Origin of the sequence: Flavobacterium panacis (assembly GCF_024649945.1) — a bacterium.
GTDB lineage: Bacteria > Bacteroidota > Bacteroidia > Flavobacteriales > Flavobacteriaceae > Flavobacterium > Flavobacterium panacis.
This window is the reverse complement of sequence record NZ_JANKMS010000006.1, coordinates 226,662-250,390: the sequence shown is the minus strand read 5'-3', so window position 1 is coordinate 250,390 and position 23,729 is coordinate 226,662. Positions and strand designations below refer to the sequence as shown.

14 protein-coding genes are annotated in these 23,729 nt (G+C 35.0%); 4 read left to right on the top strand and 10 right to left on the bottom strand.

Going from position 1 to position 23,729, the window contains the following annotated elements:
• The first annotated feature begins 3 nt into the window (after nt 1-3).
• From NQQ59_RS14505 to NQQ59_RS14495, 3 genes are all read left to right on the top strand, one after another.
• On the top strand, nt 4-999 hold the full coding sequence (locus tag NQQ59_RS14505; protein WP_144219613.1) for an FAD:protein FMN transferase: 996 nt from the start codon (nt 4-6) through the stop codon (nt 997-999).
• Between the two features lie 325 nt (nt 1,000-1,324).
• Nucleotides 1,325-3,721 (top strand): TonB-dependent receptor, encoded by a 2,397-nt coding sequence (locus NQQ59_RS14500; protein WP_144219612.1) that lies wholly within the window; start codon nt 1,325-1,327, stop codon nt 3,719-3,721.
• Between the two features lie 37 nt (nt 3,722-3,758).
• A complete protein-coding gene (locus NQQ59_RS14495; RefSeq protein WP_144219611.1) occupies nt 3,759-5,090 on the top strand; it encodes a hypothetical protein in 1,332 nt (443 codons plus the stop codon).
• 285 nt (nt 5,091-5,375) lie between these two features.
• Here the strand turns inward: NQQ59_RS14495 and NQQ59_RS14490 are convergent, their stop codons facing one another.
• Complete coding sequence (locus tag NQQ59_RS14490) at nt 5,376-6,251, bottom strand: NmrA family NAD(P)-binding protein (protein WP_144219610.1); 876 nt, start codon at nt 6,249-6,251, stop codon at nt 5,376-5,378.
• 81 nt (nt 6,252-6,332) lie between these two features.
• Here NQQ59_RS14490 and NQQ59_RS14485 point away from each other — a divergent pair, with 81 nt between their 5' ends.
• Nucleotides 6,333-6,698 (top strand): winged helix-turn-helix transcriptional regulator, encoded by a 366-nt coding sequence (locus NQQ59_RS14485; RefSeq protein WP_144219609.1) that lies wholly within the window; start codon nt 6,333-6,335, stop codon nt 6,696-6,698.
• 66 nt (nt 6,699-6,764) lie between these two features.
• Here NQQ59_RS14485 and NQQ59_RS14480 read toward each other — a convergent pair whose 3' ends face one another.
• The 9 genes from NQQ59_RS14480 to NQQ59_RS14440 all read right to left on the bottom strand — a co-directional run bounded on the left by NQQ59_RS14480 (nt 6,765) and on the right by NQQ59_RS14440 (nt 23,728).
• The gene (locus NQQ59_RS14480) at nt 6,765-7,730 is read right to left on the bottom strand and encodes a M20/M25/M40 family metallo-hydrolase (protein WP_257698339.1); all 966 of its coding nucleotides are present in this window, start codon (nt 7,728-7,730) and stop codon (nt 6,765-6,767) included.
• A 19-nt stretch (nt 7,731-7,749) separates the two neighbouring features.
• Nucleotides 7,750-8,802 carry a sialidase family protein gene (locus NQQ59_RS14475; protein WP_144219608.1) on the bottom strand — a complete coding sequence of 351 codons (1,053 nt, stop codon included), beginning with the start codon at nt 8,800-8,802 and terminating at the stop codon, nt 7,750-7,752.
• A gap of 149 nt (nt 8,803-8,951) precedes the next feature.
• On the bottom strand, nt 8,952-10,283 hold the full coding sequence (locus tag NQQ59_RS14470; protein WP_144219607.1) for a sugar MFS transporter: 1,332 nt from the start codon (nt 10,281-10,283) through the stop codon (nt 8,952-8,954).
• A 169-nt stretch (nt 10,284-10,452) separates the two neighbouring features.
• Nucleotides 10,453-12,039: a SusD/RagB family nutrient-binding outer membrane lipoprotein gene (locus NQQ59_RS14465; RefSeq protein ID WP_144219606.1), complete on the bottom strand. Its 1,587-nt coding sequence runs from the start codon at nt 12,037-12,039 to the stop codon at nt 10,453-10,455.
• Between the two features lie 16 nt (nt 12,040-12,055).
• A complete protein-coding gene (locus tag NQQ59_RS14460; RefSeq protein WP_144219605.1) occupies nt 12,056-15,142 on the bottom strand; it encodes a SusC/RagA family TonB-linked outer membrane protein in 3,087 nt (1,028 codons plus the stop codon).
• Between the two features lie 262 nt (nt 15,143-15,404).
• Nucleotides 15,405-18,065 (bottom strand): glycoside hydrolase family 3 N-terminal domain-containing protein, encoded by a 2,661-nt coding sequence (locus NQQ59_RS14455; protein WP_144219604.1) that lies wholly within the window; start codon nt 18,063-18,065, stop codon nt 15,405-15,407.
• A 14-nt stretch (nt 18,066-18,079) separates the two neighbouring features.
• A complete protein-coding gene (locus tag NQQ59_RS14450) occupies nt 18,080-20,323 on the bottom strand; it encodes a GH92 family glycosyl hydrolase (RefSeq protein WP_144219603.1) in 2,244 nt (747 codons plus the stop codon).
• 12 nt (nt 20,324-20,335) lie between these two features.
• Complete coding sequence (locus NQQ59_RS14445) at nt 20,336-21,820, bottom strand: alpha-L-fucosidase (protein ID WP_144219602.1); 1,485 nt, start codon at nt 21,818-21,820, stop codon at nt 20,336-20,338.
• A gap of 57 nt (nt 21,821-21,877) precedes the next feature.
• Nucleotides 21,878-23,728: a beta-galactosidase gene (locus NQQ59_RS14440; RefSeq protein WP_144219601.1), complete on the bottom strand. Its 1,851-nt coding sequence runs from the start codon at nt 23,726-23,728 to the stop codon at nt 21,878-21,880.
• Nucleotide 23,729 lies beyond the last annotated feature (1 nt).

The window sequence follows — 23,729 nt, the reverse complement described above, 5'->3', positions numbered from 1 at the left end:
ATTATGTCAAAGAATATCTTTTCTCATTTCTTCTTATTGCTTTTTTCGTTAGTAGTTTCTTTTTCAGCACATTCGCAAGTTTTGAAAAAAAGAACAACTTTACTAATGGGAGGTCGTTTTGATATTAGTATTGTGGCTAAAGATTCTTTAACGGCCGAACAAAATATCGATGAAGTAATTGCAGAAATCACTCGAATTGAAAAACTAATTTCGGATTGGAAACCAGATTCACAAGTTTCTGCAGTAAATCAGAATGCTGGAATAAAACCAATAAAAGTAGATCGTGAAGTTTTTGAACTAGCACAAAGAGCCATAAAACTATCCAAAATTACAAATGGCGGATTTGATGTCAGTTTTGCCGCAATGGACAGAATCTGGAAGTTTGACGGATCGATGACCGAAATGCCATCAGAAGAAGCTATAAAGAAATCAGTAGAAAAAGTCGGTTATAAAAATATCATTCTCGACAGTGTACAATCTACAATTTTCCTAAAATTAAAAGGAATGAAAATCGGATTTGGTGCTTTAGGCGAAGGTTACGCCACCGATAAATGTCGCGCCATGATGATCAAAAAAGGGATTCAAGCCGGAATTATAAATGGCTCAGGCGATATGAGCACTTGGGGAAAACAACCTAACGGAAACGATTGGAAAATCGGAATTACAAATCCATTTAAACCTGAGAAAATTTTGGCTGCAATTCCGTTAAAAGATGGCGCGATTACTACTTCTGGCAGTTACGAAAAGTTTGTTGTTTTTAACGGAAAACGCTTTTCTCATATTATAAATCCAGCAACAGGTTATCCAGCAACAGGTTTATGCAGTGTTACGGTTTTAGGACCAAACGCAGAAACCGCAAACGGATTAAGCACTTCAATGATGGTTTTAGGACAAAAAGAAGGCTTAGTATTACTTCAAAAATTCCCAGAATATAGTTGTGTAATGATTACTGATAAGGGGAAAGTTATTAAGTCTAAGAATTTTGCTTATAAATTATAAAATAGTGAATTAAATTTACGGCAAGATTTGTCATTTCGACCGAAGGGAGAAATCACACGCGGAAATCGGCAAAGATTTTTAATATACTTTGTGGAGTTTCTAGTGTGATTTCTCCCTTCGGTCGAAATGACATAAAATTTAAAATCATCGTCCTCCTCTTTCTAGAGGACAAATTACATGAAAAGGGCTTTAATAACCAATAATTTATTCATATTAAAATAACATTAGAGACTGCAATAGAATTCTAATAATCTTCTAATAGCTTTATTTAGATTAAATTTAAATTATCATATAAGTTTGCACCACTTTTACACGCAGACTCAATATGAGAACAATTTTACTACTATTTTTATTTACTATTTCAGCCTGGTCACAAACTGGAAATCTTACGGGAAAAGTGACTTTTGGAACCGACGAATTAGCTTATGGTTCTTCAGTAATTATTAAAGGAACTCAGAAATACGCCATCGTAAATGATTTTGGCCGTTACGAGTTTAAAGGATTAAAATACGGCGAGTACGTTTTAGAAACTTCTTCTATGGAAGGACAAACAAAAACTACCAAAATTACCATCAACAAACCGAACACAGAATTCAATATCTCTTTAGATCGAAATGGTCCAAAAGATTTGCAAGAAGTTGTCATCAAAAAATCTTCTATTCGAAAAGAGATTATGGAGAAAGGTTTTGCTGTAAATGTCATCGAGACACAGGAAGCAGCAAAAAGAAATCTTCAAACCAACGATTTATTAGATCGTTCAGGAGGTGTAAGAATCAGACAGAATGGAGGTTTGGGTTCTGCTGTAACCTACAACATTAATGGAATGTCAGGAAATGCAATTCGTATTTTTATTGATGGGATTCCGATTCAAACTTATGGAGCATCATTCAGTTTAAATAGTATTCCACCAGCATTAATTGAAAGAATTGAAGTTTATAAAGGCGTTGTTCCTGCTTATCTGGCAGACGATTCACTTGGAGGAGCTATTAATGTGATTCTTAAAAAAGGATCTAAAAACATGATTGCTGCTTCTGTCTCTTATGGTTCATTTAATACTATCCAATCGAATTTCAGTACGACTTACAGAGATAAATCCGGTTTTACCATTAAAGCAAATGGATTTCAGAATTATTCTGATAATGACTACGAAGTTTGGGGAAGATTCGTTTACAATATCGCACCAAATGGACGTTATGAATATATCAGAGCAAAACGATTTGAAAGTATGTATCGATCATACGGAGGAAGACTAGAAGCAGGTTTTACAGATGTAAAATGGGCCGATAATTTCTCTATCAGTTATAATGGTTCTGAAGATTACAATCAGATTCAGCACGGTCAGTATATGACTAAACCTTACAAAGGACGTTTCAGTGAATCTGCTGCCAATGTTTTTAGTATCAATTACAACAAAAAAGATTTCTTAATTAAAAATCTTGACTTCTCGGTAATTTCTGTTTATAGTCACAGAAATGATGTAGTCAACGATACTGTAAAATGGAATTACAACTGGAACGGTGAAAAAGCAATTGGATTATATGGAGAGCCTATTATATCAGTATTTGGTGCTCAGCAGGGAGCTCCTACAATCAACCATCAAAAGCTAGATATTTTTAATACAAGAGCTGGTTTAACGTATAACATTTCTAAAAACCACAAGATTCTTGTTAATGGAATGTTTTATAATGTTGATCGAAATGATACAGATATAATGCTACCTGAATTGATTCGTAATTTTTTAGCAACAAGAGATTTAGATAAATCCGTTACCTCTTTCGCCTATGAAATGCAAGCTTTTCAATCACGTCTAAAAGGTAACTTTTTTATCAAAAATTATTATTTAAAAACGGAACAAGTTACCCCTACAATTTTAGTCAATCAAGATGGTCAGAGATCTGTGTTTATGGATACTGCCATTAGAAATACTAATTTCACAGGATATGGATTTGCATCTTCTTATGCTGTCGTTCCAAAGGCATTGTTAATGTTTTCTGCTGAAAAAGCAATTAGATTGCCAAATGAAAATGAGATATTCGGACTTCCTGGTCAAAACGTTTTAAGCAACCCTAATTTAGGTCCAGAACAAAGTGACAATTTTAATGCTGGTTTACGATTAGGACCTTATCTAATTCATAATCATAAATTTTCATTTTATGGAAATGCTTTCTGGCGAAATATCCAAGATAAAATTGTTCAGCAAATAAGTAATCGAGTTAATGAAGCTGTTCAGGCTACACCTTTCGTCAATTTAGGAAAAACACAATCTGTTGGTTTTGAAACATCTATTCAATACTCCTTCAAAGAAAGATTATTTGCAGGAATAAATCTATCTAAATTTAATTCTGTTTACAAAGATAGATACGATGTTAATGGAAATACCATTGTACATTATAATAAGCAACTGCCAAACGAACCTTATTTTACTATTAATGGAAATCTTCAGTACAACTTTAAAAATGTAATTCAGAATAAATCAGAATTAAATCTGTATTACTACTGTGGTTATGTCGATCCATTTTATACTTCTTGGCTAGAAATTGACAGAACTACAGCTCAGTTTCCACAGGATTTAGGTTTAAGCTATGCATTCCCGAACAAACAATTTGTAGTAAGCTTTGATGCTAAAAATATTTTTGACGAACAGGTTTATGACAATTTCGCTGCTCAAAAACCAGGTAGAGCTTTTTACATCAAACTCAACTACGCGATCAGTAAATTTTAATCACATTATAAATAACTAATTTTTTAAATCCACAAATATGAAAAAGAACACTTTTAAAGTATTAACCTCTGGTTTATTACTAAGTGCGTTAACACTAACTACTTCTTGTAGCAGTGATGACAATAACCAAAATGCAGAACCAGTAAATCCGGTAACAGATGGAAGATGGATTACCGTGGCAGGAGCTTTGATGCAAACTGATCCAGGAGATGGAAATGGCGGAACTAGAGTTTATGCAATCAGCAAAGAAAATGCAATCGATCCTAACTTTTCTGTAGATGTTTACACAAATGGTACTGCGGTTCAATCTACGAGAACGGCACGTTTACAATCTTCTGTAGATGGAAACACTCTTTTCAACATCACTTATACAGGTGCAAATGGAGGTGAATTCATGACTTACAAAGTTAATGGTGGACGCAATTTTGCAGAATCTACAGCTAAAGTTAACATTTCTCAATACGCAGGAACATCTCCAAGATGGGTAAAACTTTTTGATGGAGACAAAACTGGTGTTGCTGTAAACGTAACTGCTCCAATCGTAAATACTAATGAAGATAAAACATTCAAGTATACTAGAGGAACTGCTACTGTATTGTCATTAGATTTACAACAAACTGTAATTTCTGCTTTCAAACAATACGAAATTCCATTGACTGCTGAAGAAGAAGCTCAAGGACACCATATTTTCCGTTTAGATGCTCCAACACTAAACAAAGCTGGGAACAAATTAATCATCGGAACATGGATGCGTAAAACAGATCCTGCAACAGGACAAAACGCAGCATCTTTTACACGTTTAGGATCTAAATCTGTTGTAGTTGACTATCCTGCCTTAACTAACCCTAAAGTAATTACTTCTACTGTTGGATTTGGTGATACAAGCGGATACAGAAGTTTTAACAGCTTTGTGGCAACAGACGGAAACATTTACCAAGCTACACAAAGAGATGCTCAAAAAGGTTCTTATATTTTGAAAATCAACCAAAGTAACGAATATGATAATTCTTATGTATTCAGTTTAGATACTGCTTTAGGAATTAAAGGAAGTTATATCGATGCTTGGAGATATGTTGGAAATGGAATTGCTTATGCAGTTTACACTTTTGAAGGAACAGAACAAGGATTCTTAGCAAGACTTGATTTAAACACAAGAACAGCTACAAAAGTAGAAGATATTGCTTATGATGCTAGTTTAGATTTTGGTCAATACCAAGGTTTTGTTGTAGATGGAAACAACTTCTATATTGCTGTTACACCAGTTGGAAAAGATGGTAATATTTATGTAATTGATATTCCTACAGGAAAAGTTACTAAAGGTGCAAAATTGGTTAATAAACCAGGAAACCACTACATTGGAGTATTCTAAAAAATACAGCTGAACAGCAGCTTTAAAGATTCATTCAACTTGAGTTTTTTTTTTAATTGGACATTCCGCTTCTATTTATAGTAAGCGGAATGTTTTTTTTATACTTTCTTTTGTAAAATTTAAACACATAGAAACATAGAATTTTATTGTTTTTGTTCGAGATTACAAAAAAAGCAAGCTTTAACACATAGTTATCTTCATTGTAATTAGTTAAACGCCTTTTATAAGCCTGCAAAAAACTGTATCTCTATGTGTTAAAACTAAATTTCACCCAACAAATTACAATTAGAATTTTGAAGCAAATTCTTTGGCAAAATCTTCCAATTTGATTTTTCCGGTTACGGTTCCATCATTGTTTAAGAAATCTGCTGCAATCGTTTCGTTTCTTAATCCTGAACCCATTTCGGTATACAAACCGGCCATTTCTTCTGGAACTCCAGCTTGAGTCATTCCACCTAAATATTGTTCGTCTGTAAACTCAATCCAAGGTAATTCTGGTTTTTCAATAGCAGCACCAAATGTTTTTACGATTTCTGCAGGCGTTTTAACATCACTAATAATATAACGGATATTTTTACCTTTCTGTGTTTTCTGCAATTCCTCTGCCGCAGCATTTGCGATATCTTCAGGATGTACTAATGGAATACGATTTGATGCTGGGAAATTAGCTCCCATTATCCCCGCTCCTTTTATCATCGGAATATCATTAAAGAAATTGATGTAGAAATATCCCGCTCTCAAAAACGTAATAGAAGTATCTAAATTCTCGTAAATCTTCTCAATGTTATACAAACCTGCAATTGGTCCGTTTCCTGTTGGCAAATCGGCTCCAATACTGCTTAACATCACGACTCTTTTAATATTGGTTTCCTGAATCGCTTTCGCGAAAGCGGCACCAGCATCTGTAGTATTTTTAATGATATTCACTCCACCCATATTTGGCGGTGTCATTGCGAAAAGGGCATCTGCACCTGCAAAAGTTTCAGCAAGAAAATCAGCATCACTAACTGATCCCACTGCGGCTTTTGCACCTAAATTTTCAATGGCCACTTTACGATCTGCATTGCTGCTAATCACTGTTACATCGTGTCCTGATTGTACCAATTGAGCCGTTAATGGTTTTCCTATATTTCCTAATGAACCTGAAATTATAATTTTCATCTTTAAATGTTTTTTTATTTAACATTACAAAGGTATCTTTGTACTTACTTTTATACAAGTACTTACCCTAAAGTATGTATCATGACAGCAATTAAAGAATCGTCTACCATTCAGGAAAACAAGCAGTATGCTTTAGAAAAATGTCCCGTTACTTTTGTGATGGAGAAAATTGGAGGTTATTGGAAACCTATTATTCTATATCATTTATCGACTGGAGATAAACGTTACAGCGAATTGAAGAGAGCTATTCCAGCCGTAACAGAAAAGATGCTGATTCAGCATTTGAAACAATTAGAAGCCGATGGTTTAGTCATTCGCGAAGCAAAACCTGTTGTACCTCCTTTTGTAACTTACAAACTAAGCAATGCAGGAAATGGTTTGTTACCCGTAATTGATGCCATGGCAGCATGGGCTTTTAAAGTAAAAGACGGCGTCTATAGCGTTTAATAGACACCGCCTTTTTTCAAATAACAAAACTAACTTAACTTATTTTGAAATGAAATTTACTCCACTTTAATTCTGCTTAATAAAGAGTAAATTCTCATTGTAATTGGCTATTTCTGTAAGGGCATTATAAATGTATTTTGCAACTAAAGCACCTCCTTCAAAATTGATTAAATCAATATCGTCGTCGGGAGTATGATACTGAGGATGTCCACCCGTGTGAAATCCTATTGCGGAAATTGATTCTTTATAAAAAGAAACATGGTCTGAACCGCCAACATCACCTGCATGAACAACAGGATTTAAACCTGAGTTTTCTCCTAGTTTTTTCATCAATTCTACTCCGCCAGGAAAAGTTCCTGCACCTCCCATATAGAGTTCTTTTTTATCATTTAGTCTTCCAACCATATCCATATTCAGCATTACTTTAACAGCTTCTCTTGGAACTGGGAGATGATTTACAAAATATTTAGAACCCAACAATCCTTCTTCTTCTCCACTAAATGAAATAAAAATGATACTTCTTTTAGGTTTTACTTTTTGCTTTGAAATTTCTTCTAAAATGCAAAGCAAAGCCGACACACCTGAAGCATTATCGTCTGCACCATTATGAATGGCAAAAGCTTCTTTCTTTTTACTTCCAGAGCCTTGTCCACCCCAACCCCAATGATCGTAATGTGCTCCGATTACAATGTATTCGTTTTTAAGTTTTTGGTCTGAACCTTCGATATAGCCAACAACATTCTGTGTTGCCACAGAATCTGATTTCATTTTATTGATACCTTCTTTTACAAACACTTTAAAAGACTGATAATAAGAACCATTAAATTCTTTTAAACCATATTTTTTTAAATATTTCTGAATGTATGCAGCTGCTTTATTATTTCCCTTCGTTCCCGGAAAACGACCTTCTAATTGATCTGATGACAAATATTTATCGTGTTTATAAAAGGTTTTAGACATCACACTATTTTGGGCATTCAATGGAATACTCAAAAATAAGATGCAGGCAAAAAGATATAGTAGAGCTTTCATATTTTATTTTTATACCACATTATAGACTAAGATCAAAAGATGTATGTTTAATATATTTTCGATCGTAAGTATATAAAACGTGTACTTTTTTATCTGTAGTTTGAATGATAGCAGGATAACTAAATTCTCCTTTTTCCTGTTTTTCTAAATCAAATAATTTAGACCATTTTAAACCATCTTTAGAATATTCAATATCCAGAATATTACGTCCGTTAAACCAGTCTTTTCCCATAGGAAGTGGATTATTAACCAATAAGAAAAAGTTTTTGTTTACCGTTAACGCATCAATTCCTGAATTGGAGTTAATCACATTGATTGTATTGGTTCTGATCCAGCTTTTTCCGTTATCTCCAGACCAACTAGAAACCACTTTATTGTGTTTGCTACGAGATAACATCTGAATATCACTTCCTCCATGAATTAAAAATGTCGGCTGAATTACATCAAAATTCTGTTTGTTTTCTACCGCTATTTTTTTCCATGAATCTGTTGCTTCTGTATATTCTTCTACGTGTACTCGCCATTCGTCTGTGTTGACGCTTTCTGTACTGCTTCCGCATAAAATTACTCCAGGAGTCGTTTCAATTGGCTTGTTACGAATTGGTCCGTAAATTCCGTCTGGAAGATATTTTGGTTCTCCCCAAGTTGTTCCGTTATCTTTTGAAACTATCATAGCGCCAAACCATTCTCTTGGGTTCTTCCCTACTTTATAAAACAAATACAAGTTTTGACTTTTACTTTTAAAAAGTACTGGGTTCCAACATGGCAATGTATCTCCATTCTTAATTAAAGGCTGAATCAATTCTTTTGGCGTCGACCATTTTTTATCTTTATAATCTGAAATATAAATCCCTACATCTTTTGCTCCTTCATATTTGCCTCCAAACCAAGCCGCTAAAATCTCGTTTGGCTTATGTTCTACCAAAGTCGATGCGTGACTGTTTGTCGTAACTGGAGGATCTGCAATATAACTGCTCTCAATATTTACAGCTTTTGTTTGTGCTATTATTCCGTTAGAGAAAAGAAAAACCGTTACTAAAGCTGTTATTGTAAATTTTATTTTTGTGATCATTTTTATTCTTTTTTTGTTTTTTTAGATGAAAGAAAAAAGAAGCCAGAAACAAGATTTTAATTTCTAAATGCTCCTTAAAGTAGCTTAAAATACCAAATTCTATCCTCTTACATCTTTTCTCTTTCTACTTGCTTTTAAAGGTCTAAAATCTAATTCTTCTTCAATCCTACTTTATGTCCTACAATTGCGTAATACAAAATGAAAACATAACACGGAAGTAAAATCCAATATCCTTTTGTTGAAGCAGAAGCGATTGCATTTACTTCATTAATTCCCTGAGCAATAAGATCAGCTTTTGTACCGTCTACAAATTTTCCATATAGTGGCGGAATTACTGCTCCACCTGAAATTGCCATTACCAATAATGCTGCACCTGTTTTGGTAAATTTCCCCAATCCATTAAGCGTAAGAGGCCAAACAGCAGGCCAAACCAAAGCGTTTGCAATACCTAATCCAGCAACGAACAAAACAGAGGTAAATCCAGTAGAAAACACAATACAAAATGACAACAAAATTCCTAAAACAGCACTTACTTTTAAAGCTAATGCTTGTGTGATATATTTCGGAATTAAAAAAGCTCCTAAAGCATAAGTGGCCACCATGGCTAATAAAGTAAATGTGGTAAAGAATTTGGCATCGGCAGCAGGAAACCCTAATGCGATTCCGTATGCGATAATGGTATCACCCGCAATTACTTCAACTCCCACGTACATAAACAACGTTAATACTCCAAGCCAAAGATGCGGAAACTGAAAAATGCTAGTTTTGGCTGTTTTACCCTCTTCTGCTTCTTCAATCGGAGCAGCTTCAACATTTGGAAGCGGAGCTTTAAGAATCAAAACTCCTAAAATAAACAAAACAATCGCCATTGAAATATAAGGAATAACCACACTGTCAGCCATATTGTCCAATAAAGCATTCTTTTCTGAAATACTAACCAAACTAAGTTTTTCCTGAATTTCATCAATCCCAGACAATAAAATAGAGCCAAAAATAAGTGATCCTAATGCACCAGCAATTTTATTACAAATTCCCATAATAGAAATTCGTTTTGCGGCACTTTCGATAGGCCCTAAAATGGTAATATACGGATTTGATGCAGTCTGTAATAAAGTCATTCCTGCACCCTGAATAAAAATACCGCTAAGAAACATCCAATACGTTCTGGCTTCTGCAGCCGGAATAAAAATTAAAGCTCCAAATCCCATGATAAATAATCCTAAAGACATTCCTTTTTTATATCCGATTTTAGCCAGTATATAAGAAGCAGGAAGTGCCATGACCACGAATGAAATATAAGAGGCTGAAGCTACCAATAATGATTGTGCAGAAGTTAATTCATTTATAGTTTTCATAAACGGAATCAATGCGCCATTGATCCAAGTAACAAAACCAAAAATAAAAAACAGGCTTGCTATAATTAATATCGGAATTAAGGTTGGTTTGGTTTGTGAGGAGTTAGTGGTATTTGCGTTAACCATTTTATTTTGTGTTTTTGTGGTTTGATGATTTATGTTTTGGAGTCAAATCATCAGTAGTTAATAGAATTTTGGATGTCGAATTACTGACATACCTATAAAACAAAAGGAGAGTTACCTCTCCTTTTGCATTTTAAGTAAGGACTGTGTCGATCTTTACTCACCAAATTAATTATTTTGTGTCCCACCAAAGTCTAGTTCCACCTGAATCAGCACCGCCTAATTTTACGATACCATCATCAACAGCAGCTCTGTTTGACGAGTACTCATTTGTAGTATAAATAATTCTCTTCATTAGAGATTTACCAACACCTGCATCTGGGTTGTCTGTGTTTAATACTGGATAGATTACTTTAGCATCACTTCTACGTAAATCTGCCCAAGCTTCCCAAGATTCTGGGAAAATTGCTAAGTATTTTTGAACCGCAATCTGTGTACGTTGGTTAGCAACTGAAGTAGACCATGCTACTGGTAATTTAACTGGAATATCACGTAAATCCAAAGTTGGATATACAGTCAAAATATTTGGTAAACTTGGCAATGTAACTCCATTAATATAAGCATTAACAACAGCTGGGTCAGTGAATCCCCATTGTGCAAGAGATAATGTAATACCTTTCTCGTATAATGTTTTGGCATCACCACCCATGTTCCATCCATTTAAAGCTCCTTCTGCTCTTGTCAAAAAGTTCTCAGAAGCCATAAAGATTTCAATGTTTTTAGTTTCACTGCGGGTATTATTTGAACCATTCCCAAGCTCTTCATTATTAAATTTAGAGAATTCAGTAGTTCCAAATTGATCTTCTAAACCTCCAACCGGGTTACCTCTATATACTCCTGTAGTGATTGGGGCAAACCATTTTGATAAACGTGGATCCTGGTATCCTACTAAGATACTTTCCATAGAAGATGTCATTACATAACCCCAGCTGTTTACAATCATGTTCAGGTTGTTTGGTGTAATGTTACTTGCTTTAAAAAATGCTCCCTGATCGTTAGTCTCCATTACTCCTGCAGCTACAGCAGCTTCAGCCTGAGTTTTTGCTTTTCCTGGATCTTTGTCAGAAATTCTCATAGCCAAACGTAATCTCATACTGTTTCCAAAAATTCTCCATTTGTCAACACTTCCTGCATAAACTCTGTCGTTTGGAGAAAGAGATGCAACTGAAGTTACTGATGTAGAAGATAACGTTGCATTAGCTTCGTCTAATAATTTAAAGAAATCTTCATAGATAAATTCTACGCTATCGTAAGGAACTTTTTCTTTACCATTTCCAGCTTCTGTGTAAGGAATTGGTCCGTAAGCATCAACCATTTGGTTGTACATGAAAACTTTCCAGATTTTAAGAATTGCTAGAGCTTCAGCATTTCCTTCAGATGCTTTAACAGCATTTGTTAAAGCCGGAGCAGCAACTGTGTAAAATCTTGTCCATCCTCTACCTTCGTAACCGTTAACAAAAGCATTTCTTTCAGTACCATATCCACAGTTTAAGTAGTGAATAAAAGTTGAAGACAAAATACCTGTTGCGATACCCCAAGTTCCTTGATCATCAACTCCTGGAGATGAGTAAGAACCGTTGTGAATACCAGCGTACAATGCAGATGCAAATGCAGGCCCTGCTAAAGTAGCATCTAACTGATCTTCAGTCAACGAATTAGGATCTTTGTTTATTTCATCAAAGTCGCCCGTACAGCTTGATAAAATCGAAACTGCCATTAATGCAACTCCTAATGTTTTTATTTTAAAACTATATTTCATGATATATCTTATTTAATTAAAATCCAAATTTAACATTTACTCCATAATCTCTTGTTGAAGGAATGTTGAAAGATTCTATCCCCTGTAAGTTACCTGTACCTGCTCCTGCTTCTGGATCAAAATGTTCTGCTTTGTTTAAGAAGAAGAACAAGTTTCTACCAACTAAAGAGAAGTCAATACTTGAGAATCCAGAATTACCTAACATACGTTTTGGCAATGAATAACCAAAAACAAGCTCTCTTAATCTGATGTTTGTAGCATCGTAGATAAATGGCTCTGCAATAGGAGTTCTTTGTCCGATAGCTGTCCAGTATTGTTCAGCATTAATACTTGTAGTATTTGGAGAATAAGTACCATTTCCGTTAGAAACTACACCATCCACAATAATTCCACCATTTCTTCCTGCTAAAGTAATATCACTTACCCCTAAACCAGCTTGTCTAGCCTGAGTATATGAAATAACTTCACCACCGATTCTGAAATCAACTAAGAAGCTTAAAGAGAAATCTTTGTATTTGAAGTTGTTTTTGAAACCTGCAGTCCAATCTGGATTAAAGTTACCAGCACGAACATCAAATCCATTTGTAGCTAATGGAATACCAGCACTGTTTACAATAATGTTTCCTTCTGGATCTCTTTGGAAACCTTTGATGTATAAATCACCATATTCTCCACCTTGAACAACTTTACTTCTCACTAAACGTCCTTCACCAAGAACTAACTCATCTCTTCCGTCATAGATAGATTTTACTTTAGATTTATAAGAAGCGTAGTTCGCTGTAATATCCCAAGTAAAGTTTTCTGTTTGAATTGGAGTTGCAGTTAATGTTAACTCGATACCTTTATTTTCAATATCTCCACCATTTACAATAGCTCTTGAGTAAGAAGAAGATTCTGGAGTGTTAATATAGAAAATTTGGTTATTAGTTAAGGTATTGAAATAAGTAAAATCTAAACCTAAACGGTTGTTGAAGAATCTAACATCAGCACCAAACTCTGTAGAAGAAGAAATCTCAGGTTTTAAGTTTGGATTAGCTTTTGTGCTTTGTCCGTATAACATACCACCATTTCCTCCAATGTAAGAGTATCTTTGTTGTGTTTGATAAGGATCTGTATCGTTACCAACTTGTGCGTAAGAACCTCTAATTTTTGCAAAACTGATAACTTCTGGTAATGTAAACATATCAGAAAGAACAGCAGAAAGACCGAAAGATGGGTAGAAATAATCTGTTGGTAAAGTAGAAGACCAATCATTTCTAGCTGTTACGTCTAAGAATAAGTAGTTTCTGAAACCAAGTTGTCCAAATCCGTAAACAGAATTGATTCTTTTGTTTGAAGCTGTAGAAGTAGATTGAACTGTCTGCACATTAGATAATGCGAAGAAGTTTCTTTTACTTAAAACACCACCAGAGTTTAAAGCTGAACTATTTTGTTGTAATGCATTCGCACCAGCGTTAAGTCCAACAGAAAAATCTCCGAATTTTTCATTGTAAGAAAGTAAAGCATCAACGTTTAATTCGCTTACTGTTTCATAAGATTCGCTGTATGAACCCATGTTGCTGTTGAAAGCTGCAGTTGCATATCTGTTTCTTACGTTTTTGTTTGTCATTTGGTCTAAACCAACTCTACCTTGTAAGCTTAACGTTTTTGTAAACTCATATTTAAGAGACGCTAAACCAATAAATCTGTTTCTCTTATCTGAACGAGCATCATCTCTTAATGCAGACCAGAATGGGTTTCCACCAGGAGCTCCAGTTTCATCAAGGAAGTAGTTTACTTGTCTTTGTCCTGCAGCATCAAAATATTCGAAGTTTTTGTAATCGCTATAAGCAATACTACGAGGTAATAAATAAGCAGATGTACCGATAGACTCTTCACCAGTTCTTAATAAGTTATCAATATCTTGAACGATGTAATTTGTTTTAGCATCTAAAGTTAACTTATCTGTAATTTTACTAGTCAATCTTAAGTTAAGATTGTGTCTGTCCATAGCATTTCCACCAACAATACCTTCTGCACGTGTATTCGTATAAGAAAAGTACCCTTGTGCTTTCTCGTTACCAGCTGTTACAGTTAAGGTATTAGCTAAGTTGTAACCTGTTTTGTAAAAATCAATTACGTTGTTTGGTTGTGGAGAATAGCTTTGTGTAGGCGACCCAGCATAATTTGGATTACGAACCAACTGCCAAGCAGAAACCTGACGTCCATCTAAAGGTGCTCCCCAGCTTGAGCTTGAGTTAGCAACATAATTTCCGTTTGTACCTTGTCCGTACTGGTTTTGTAAGTTCATCAAGTCATAAGCTGAAGAAGCCATAAAGTTAGATGATAACGAAACTGAAGTTTTTCCAGCTTTACCAGATTTAGTTGTAATTACGATTACACCATTTGATGCTCTAGAACCATAAAGAGCTGCAGCAGATGGTCCTTTAAGAACAGTCATCGAAGCAATATCTTCTGGGTTAATGTTAGAGATACCATCAGGCTGTGTAGTTCCTCCTGTATCAATATCAGGGTTAGAATTTGTTGTTCCGTTACTAATTGGCACACCATCTACAACATAAAGAGGTTGGTTGTTACCGTTAAGAGATCTGTTACCTCTTAAAGTAATTCTAGAAGAAGAACCAACACCATTAGATGTAGTTGAGAAGTTAAGACCTGCAACTTTACCAGAAAGTGAGTTGGCAACGTTTAATGATCTTGCTTCTGAAATTTCGTCTACTGAAACGTTTTGTGCAGAATAAGTAATAGCTTTTTTCTCTCTCTTAATACCAAGAGCCGTTACCACTACTTCTCCTAATTGTTGTGTGTCTGCACCTAAAGACACATTAATAGTAGTTTGTGCTCCTACAGCAACTTCTTTTGTAGCAGACCCTACATAAGTAAATACTAAAACTGCTGATTGATTTGGAACACTAATGCTATATTTTCCATCAAAATCTGATGAAGCACTTGTTTTAGTTCCTTTAACAATAATATTTGCCCCAGGAATCGGAATTCCGCTAACAGCATCTGTTATCGTTCCTTTTACTGTAGTCTGCGCTTCTAGGCTTTGGAACCCAAAAAGGCATATGACGAACAGTAATTTTAGTACGTTTTTAATCATATTAGTTGTTTTTTTAGAGTTAATAACATGTTAAATTTAAGAATACGTTTTGTTAACAATACATAATTTCGACAAATGACATTTTTTTAAAGGTGTTGGTAAAAGTTTGCCCGAAAAATGAAAGAAAACGTTTTCATTTGTAATCCAACTCTGCCTTATTTTAAAGGCCAAAATCTATTAATCTAATAGATTTTGGCCTTTTTTAATTATATTCACTTTTTTAACTAAAAATCATTTAAAATTCTTCTGCATTTAACAGTTTTTAGTTAGAAACTTTGAATGAAGTTTTTAGCACTTCTGTCGAGTTACCACCCACCATAACTTCGAAGTCTCCAGGCTCTACAACAAACTGCATTTGCCTGTTATACAGACCTAATTCATCTTTAGTAAGTGTAAATTCAACAGTTCTAGTTTCTCCTTTTTTAATGTTTAAACGTTTAAAACCTCTTAAAGTTTTCTCCGGAGTTGTTACTGAACTGTAAACATCATTTACATATAATTGTACTACTTCATCTCCGTCTAAATTTCCAGTGTTTTTAACATCAACAGAAACCTTTACTTCTCCATTTGGCTTAATTTCCTTTGAACTGATTTTTAAATTCGAATATTCAAACTTTGTATAACTCAATCCGTAACCGAAAGTATACAATGGATTTTCACTTTCGCTAACGTATTTATGAATCGCAGACGGTTTTTGGTTATAATATATAGGTAGCTGCCCTACTGATTTTGGAACTGTAATTGGTAATCTTCCTCCTGGATTATAATCTCCAAATAAAACATCAGCTACAGCTCTTCCTCCAAATTCTCCTGGGAACCATCCTTCTAAAACTGCTGGTATATTATCTGCAATCCAATTTGTAGAAAGCGGACGACCATTTAATAATACACAAACAACCGGAGTTCCTGTTTTCTGAATCGCTTCAATTAATTCTTGCTGAATTCCGTGTAAATTCAAATCAGCAACGTCTCTGTTTTCTTCTACTAATTCGTTTGATTCTCCTAAAACTACAATAGCAACATCAGCTTTTTTAGCAGCATCTATTGCTGGCTGCATGTTTACTTTTTCTAAGTTCCAACGTAAGTGAGCTCTGGCTCCCCAGCCTCCTTCCCACATTTCTATGCGGACTTTGTATTTTTTACCAGCTTCGATATTTTTTGGAGTGGTCACAATGCTTGTTGCCCCTTTTGTCCAGTTGTCGATAACCAATTGATCGTCAACCCACATTCTGATTCCGTCATCTGAACTTAAACCTAACCAGCCATCAAATGATTTGTCTGATTGAATATAACCTGTCCAACGAATAGAAAAATCATCCACATTAACTCCGTCTCCAGGAGCCCAAGGCCAGTCAAATTCTAATTGGCTATCAATACGAGTTAAAGCTGGAGTTCCTTCTAAATTTCTGTTATTGAAATATTCTCCTTTTAATCCGTTTTGAGATCCGTCTGAAGTGAATAAATATTTAGATGGAATTGCTTGACCTTTTACGATCAGCGGAACTCCTTCTTCATAAACAACATTCGCTGTTTTTCCCATAACTTGCTGAACACCTTCAAAAACGGTTACTCCAACACTATTTTTAGGAGCATAACCTCCCATTCTTGAAGCATTTGCATTTGGTCCGATAACCGCAATGTTTTTAAGATTTTTACTTAATGGTAAAATATTGTTGTCATTTTTCAATAAAACCATTGATTTTTGAGCCGCTTCTAAAGCAACTTCTTGGTTTTCTTTAGTGTGGAAACGTTCTTTAATCAAGTTTTTATCAGTGTATGGATTTTCAAATAATCCTAATAAGAATTTCAAACGTAAAACTGCTCCCGCTGCACGGTCGATGTTTTCCATTGTCAATTTCTTTTCGTTAACCAATTCGATAATAGTATTTTGCCAGAATTCGTTAGAAAAATCGTAGAACTGCATATCAACACCAGCTGAAACTGCTTCTCTAATACTTTCTTTTGGAGAATCAGAAACTTTATGAGTGGTTTGAATGTATTTAATAGCTCCTAAATCAGAAACTACAAGTCCTTTAAACCCCCATTCTTTTCTCAAAACATCTGTCAATAACCAATGATTTGCCGCACAAGGAATTCCGTCTAACTCAGAATACGCACACATAGTTCCCAAGGCACCACCTTTTGTAAATGCTTTTTGGAAAGATGGCAAATGATCTTCTCTAGCTGAACGTTCTCCAACTAGAATTGGCGAAGAATTTCCTCCCGCTTGTGGAATACCATGAACTGCGAAGTGTTTTGGCTCAGCAATAATAGAACGATCCGATTTTAAATCATCTCCTTGTAATCCTTTAATGAATGCCAAACCAATTTCGCTGTTTAAGAAGGCATCTTCTCCAAAAGTTTCAGCAACTCTACCCCATCTTGGCTCGCGTCCTAAATCTAAGTTTGGTCCAAAACCAAAATGAACGCCATGCGCTCTGGCTTCCATACCAATTACTTTACCCACTTTATCCAAAACAGAAGTGTCCCAAGTTGCTCCAAGTCCAATGTTCATTGGGAACGCTGTACTTCCTTCGTCTAAATATCCGTGAAGCATTTCACACATAATCAAAGCTGGAATTCCCCAACGGTTTCCTTTGATTACGTTGGTTTGCAGATCGTTGATCATTTTCGCTGAACGCGGATAAAGATCATGAATCGCTCCAATTCCTAATTTACCGATTTTTTCAGCCGATTTACCTTTAGCAAAATCTTCTTTTTCTTTAAAAAAATCTCCTCTATACATATCCATCTGACGCACTTTTTCTTCAAGTGTCATATGGCTTAACAAGTCTTGTACTCTGTCTTCAACAGGCGCTTTCGCATCCTGATACAGATACTTTTTCTGGGCGTGGGTCTGGTTAAAAAAACCAACAGCCATTACAAAAATAATGGCCGTTTTTCTCATTCTTAATTGTAACATAGTTGTGTGTGTGTTTAATTTTGGATCACTTTAAGTTTTGTTCCGTTCACAAAATCATCGTGCGAAATAAAGAAGGTATTAAGTGATTTTCCGTTTAGCTCAATCGAATTGATTTTTCCATCATTATTGATTTGTCTTTCAATTACAATGCTTTCTTTTTTATAATATTTTGGATCTAATTTTATCGTTATTCTATGAAACATCGGAGCTGTAATCGTGTAAATTGGATCTCCTGGAGAAATAGGGTAAATTCCCATCATCGAATACACCAACCAAGCTGACATTGTTCCAGTGTCATCATTTCCTGGCAATCCTTTTGGTTCATTTTTAAAATGTTCTCTAACCAGTCGTTTCACATGTTCTTGCGCTTTATATTCTTCGCCTTTCACGTAATTAAAGAAATATGGATTTGCGATATCGGGCTCATTTGCCATATCAAATTGTTTGATATCAAAGATTTTCTGCAATTGAGCCGAAAAAGGTTTTTCACCGCCCATTAATTTCATTAATCCCTTAATGTCATGCGGAACCATAAAATTATATTGCCAAGCATTTCCTTCGATAAAACCAACATTTTCTTCGAAATTAGCTCCAGAAGCAGGATCAAAAGGTTCGTACCAATCTCCGTTTGCAGTTCTTGGACGAAGTAAATTCAGATCCTTATCAAATAATTTTCTGTAGGATAAAGAACGTTCTTTAAAACGTTTTACATTCGCTTTGTCTCCGAATTCATTGGCCATAATTGAGATCGCATAATCTGAAATATTGTATTCCTGAGTCGTAGAAACGGGACCTTTATTGTCAGTTGTTAAATATCCTTTTTTGATATAATCTTTCAATCCTGGACGAAGCGGATTATTTTCAGTATTATCTGCTCCTTTTAACATCGCATAGTACGCTTTATTAACATCATAATCACGAACCCCTCTCATGTAAGTATCTGTAATTACAATACTTGCAGGATCACCAACCATAGTAAAAGTTTCAGTCGAATTCAATTCCCATTTTGGTAACCAGCCATTTTCATCAAACATATCCAACATACTTTTTACCATATCAGATTGCTGTTTTGGATAAACCAAAGACATTAACGGATGTACGTTTCTGTATGTATCCCATAATGAAAATACGGTATAACGAGTATCTTTGGTTTTAGCAATTTTACTTCTTTTGATTACTGGATATTCTCCGTTAATATCATTTAAAGTGTTTGGATGGATTAATGTATGATACAAAGCCGTATAGAAAATCGTATTGTCATCTTTTGAACCACCTTCAACCAAAATTTTAGACAATTCTTCGTTCCATTCGGCGTAGGTTTCTTTGTAAATTGCATCAAAAGATCTGTTACCTACTTCTTTTGCTAAGTTTTCACGGGCATTTTCGATACTTACGTACGAAATTCCGATCTTCACTTCAACCGTTTCTTGTTTTTCGAATTTATACGTAAAATAACTTCCAATACTATCCCCTACAACGGTCTTAATGGTATTATCCATCATTCTGGCTTTTCCGTTGTACCCCATCCATTGCGCTTCAACACCGTTGTATTTGGCAGGCTTTTTCCAAACTCCGAATTTATCGGCAGGTTTAGAAAATTGAGCCACAAAATAAACTGGATAAGCATCTTCTGGGCTGTTGTAACAAAACGAACCAACCGAACGCATTCCTTCAATTTCTGTCGGTGACACTACTTTTATCATTGCACCTTCTTCATTTGTTAAACCTAAACCAAGATTTAATAAAATATTTGACTGCCCTTTCGGGAAAGTGAATCTGCTAATCCCAACTCGTTTTGAAGCCGTGAATTCGCCTTTTACTTTGTACTTGTCGATGTTTACGCTGTAATAAGCCGCTTTTGCAACTTCATTAGAATAAGTCGAACCGTATTTTAAATGATCGATTTCTACCTTTCCAGTCGTTGGCATCAATAAAATAACGCCCAATTCTGGACAACCAACGCCGCTCAAATTGACTTGAGAAAATCCCGTCAAAAAAGTGTTTTCATTCACATACGGATTAGAAAGCCATTGACTATCTTTTTCCATCGGAGTATTTTTTACTCCCGCCACATTAAACGGACTAATACTTGCCATTCCTCGTGGTGCAATCGGACCTGGATAAGCCGCACCGTAATTTGAAGTTCCAATAAGCGGATTGACAAAGTCAACTGGCTCTTGCGCAAAAATCGTAATGCTAAAAAACAGCATGTATAAAATACATGCTGTTTTAAATTTATATTTAGTATTTAAAACCATAGGCTTCTTTTCTTATCTGTTAATCGCTTCGATTTTTAAAGTCCAAGCTTCTTTTGCAGGAAGATTGTTTCTTAAACTTTCTGGGATAACTACTTTAAATCCGTTTACTTCTTTTGTCCATTTTAAAGAAGTTTTAGAACCTAACATCGTAATTTTTGTTCCTTTTTTAGGGCTGATAGCTTTTACTGTAACTTCAGCAGGAATTTTATCTTCTCCTTCTTTAGCTAAATAAAATGCGAATACATTTCCTGCTTTGTTTTGTGTAAAGCAGATGTTTTCCTCTTTGTAAGGCTCGATTGGTTTTGTGTTGTAAATCGCTGTGCTGTTTACTTTCATCCAATCTCCGTAAGCTTGTAATAAATCGTAAGCGCCTTTGTCCCATTCTCCTTCTGGACTTGGAGCAACGTTTAATAATAAGTTTCCTCCTTTTGCTACAATATCAATTAACATGTGAATCCCTTGTCTTCCAGTCATATATTCAGCACCCGGAGAATAAGACCATCCGCCTCCAGCTGGAATACAAGATTCCCAAGGATAAGGCAACGTTTTAGCTGGAACACGTCCTTCTGGAGTTAAGTAGTTTTGGTTTTTACCGTGAACTGCTCTATCTACAACAATTAAACCTGGCTGTTTTTGACGTGCTTTTACCACTAACTCATCCATTTTAGGATCTTGGTCAACTACTCTGTGTTTAATGAAACCGTTTTTAGATTCGTTTTCTGTAAACTTCTCATCGTAGTTTTCTTTGATGTTTACTTGATCTCTTTTTCTAACCCATCCTCCATCTAACCATAAGATGTCTACTTTACCGTAGTTTGTTAAGATTTCTAAGATTTGGTTGTGCGTGAAATCAACATATTTCTGCCATTTTTCTGGATATAATGACGGATCGTAGTTTACGTTTCTGTCAAATGGTGGGAAATAAGGATCCCAATAGTTTTCGTTATGCCAGTCTGGTTTAGAGAAATAAGCTCCTGTTGAAATTCCTTCTCCTCTAAAAGAGTTGAAAATTTCTTTCAAGACGTCAGCTTTTGGATTTGTATGGAAAGGAACATCTTTACTCGTAATTTTGTAATCCGAATATTTAGTATCGTACATGTTAAATCCGTCATGGTGTTTTGTAGTGAAAACCATGTATTTCATTCCCGCATATTTAGCAGCTTTTGCCCATTTTGCAGGATCGAATTTCACTGGATTAAAAGTCTTTCTTAATCCTTCATAATCTGCAATGTACTGATTGTAATTAGCAGGATTGCTCCCTTTTTTACGCTCACACCATCCGTAATCTTCTGGACAAATAGACCAAGATTCTACAATACCCCACTGGCTGTAAGTTCCCCAGTGCATTAGCAAACCAAATTTTTTGCCTTGCCATTCGTCTAGGTTTTTTAATACTAACGGATCTGTTTCTGGTACGTATCTTTCATCTTCATAAATCGCCTGCGCGAATATCTGAGCTGAAAATAAAAGGGCGATAATGAATATTCCTCTTTTCATCTTTAATCTATTTATTAGGTTTTATTTATTCTTTTGTTTTTTGTTTAATAGGTATTCTTAATTTAATTTTTCAAGTATAGGCTGATCTGTAAAAGTTAATTCTGTTTGCTTATTTTCATTAAGTTGCTCTAACACAACAAACTTATTTTCACCTGCTTTCAACCAACAACCTGGTACATAAAGTGTTTGTTGTGGTCCTACTTTCCAGTAACGTCCAAGATTGTGTCCGTTTACAAATACAATTCCTTTTCCCCAAGTTGTCATATCAAGAAAAGTATCCGCTGGTTTGTCAATGTTTACTGTAGCTTCATATAAAACTGGACGCCCAGATTTTACCGTTTCATTTTTAATAACTGGAACTTCATTCATTGGCATTTTATACATTTCCCATCCACCACTAATTTCATATTCATTCAAAAATACTGGAGAAATAATTCCTTTCGTATTATGTACTATTTCGGCACCGTAATTAATACGTCCCATATTTTCAACTAGGATTTCTAACATACCGTTAAAAGGAATCGTAACATCTAATTCGTAGTTTTTGAAGACTCTATTCAATTCACCCGCTTTAACTCCGTTTACATAAACTGTAGCAAAGTCTCTCAATCCTTCAATTTTTAATTTACCAGAAATAGGCTGCGTAAATCTTTTTCGATATAAAACATATCCATGTCCTTGACCTAATTTTTCAAATGTTAAAGGCTGGTCATTTACAACTGGTTTTTCCTTTTTTATCCAACTTAAAACATCCATATTGGATTTGATAAGCTGATTAGGATATTTTGTAACTGGTATTTTCTCTGGAATTGATGCTAATTTTGTTTTAGAATACTTTTGCATTACTTCACGTATCGCCATATATTTTGGTGTTGCCCAACCTGCTTCGCTAATAGGCGCATCATAATCATAGCTTGTAATATCAGGCTGAATATCCATTTCTTCATTATAATTTGCTCCAGAAGTAAATCCGAAATTAGTACCTCCATGTACCATATAATAATTAAATGAGACACCTGCATCAAGATACTTTTTAGTTTGACTTGCAATCTCCTCAGATCCAATTCTAATAAATGGCTCTGCCCAATGATCCAGCCAGCCAGAATAAAATTCTGCTACCATATAAGGTCCTTGTCCTTTATGGAATTTATCAACTTCCTTTTTTAAATTATCTATGTTTGATTCTCCATTTGCAGTTGGCAACACGCCTTCAACACTACCACCTTCAAACAGCCAAGTTCCATCAGAAGTAAAAAAAGGTTCTGGAAATCCAGTTTGTTTTAGCATATTATAAATTGCTGTTTTGTATGCTTTATGATCCTCAGCTTTAATATCTGTTCTTTGAGAAACATAGGAACCAAATTCATTTTCAGCCTGAACCATAATAATTGGCCCTCCTTGATTAGCAAAAAGACCTTTGACCTCTGCATACAAATGTTCCATATAGGTTTTGCAAGCTTCTAAAAATGCTTTGTTATTGGTACGAATAACTAAATCTGGATTATTTTGCAGCCACCAAGGGTAACCTCCAAATTCCCATTCACCGCATGCATACGGACCTGGTCTAAGAATTACATATAATCCTTCACTTTTAGCAAGACGAATAAACTCTGCTAAATTTTTATTTCCTGTTTTAAAATCCCATACGCCTGGCGCTATTTCGTGATAATTCCAAAATACATAAGTTGCTACGGTATTCAATCCCATAGCTTTAATCATTTGCAATCTATGTTTCCAGTATTCTTTTGGAATACGTTCATAGTGCATTTCTCCAGAATGTATTTTAATAACTTTCCCGTCTTGACGAAATTCTCCATTAGATATAGAAAACCCTTTGGTTTGTGCAGTACTAAAAAACGGCATCAAACAAATCAATAATATCCCGAGCTTAAGTAGTATCTTATTCATT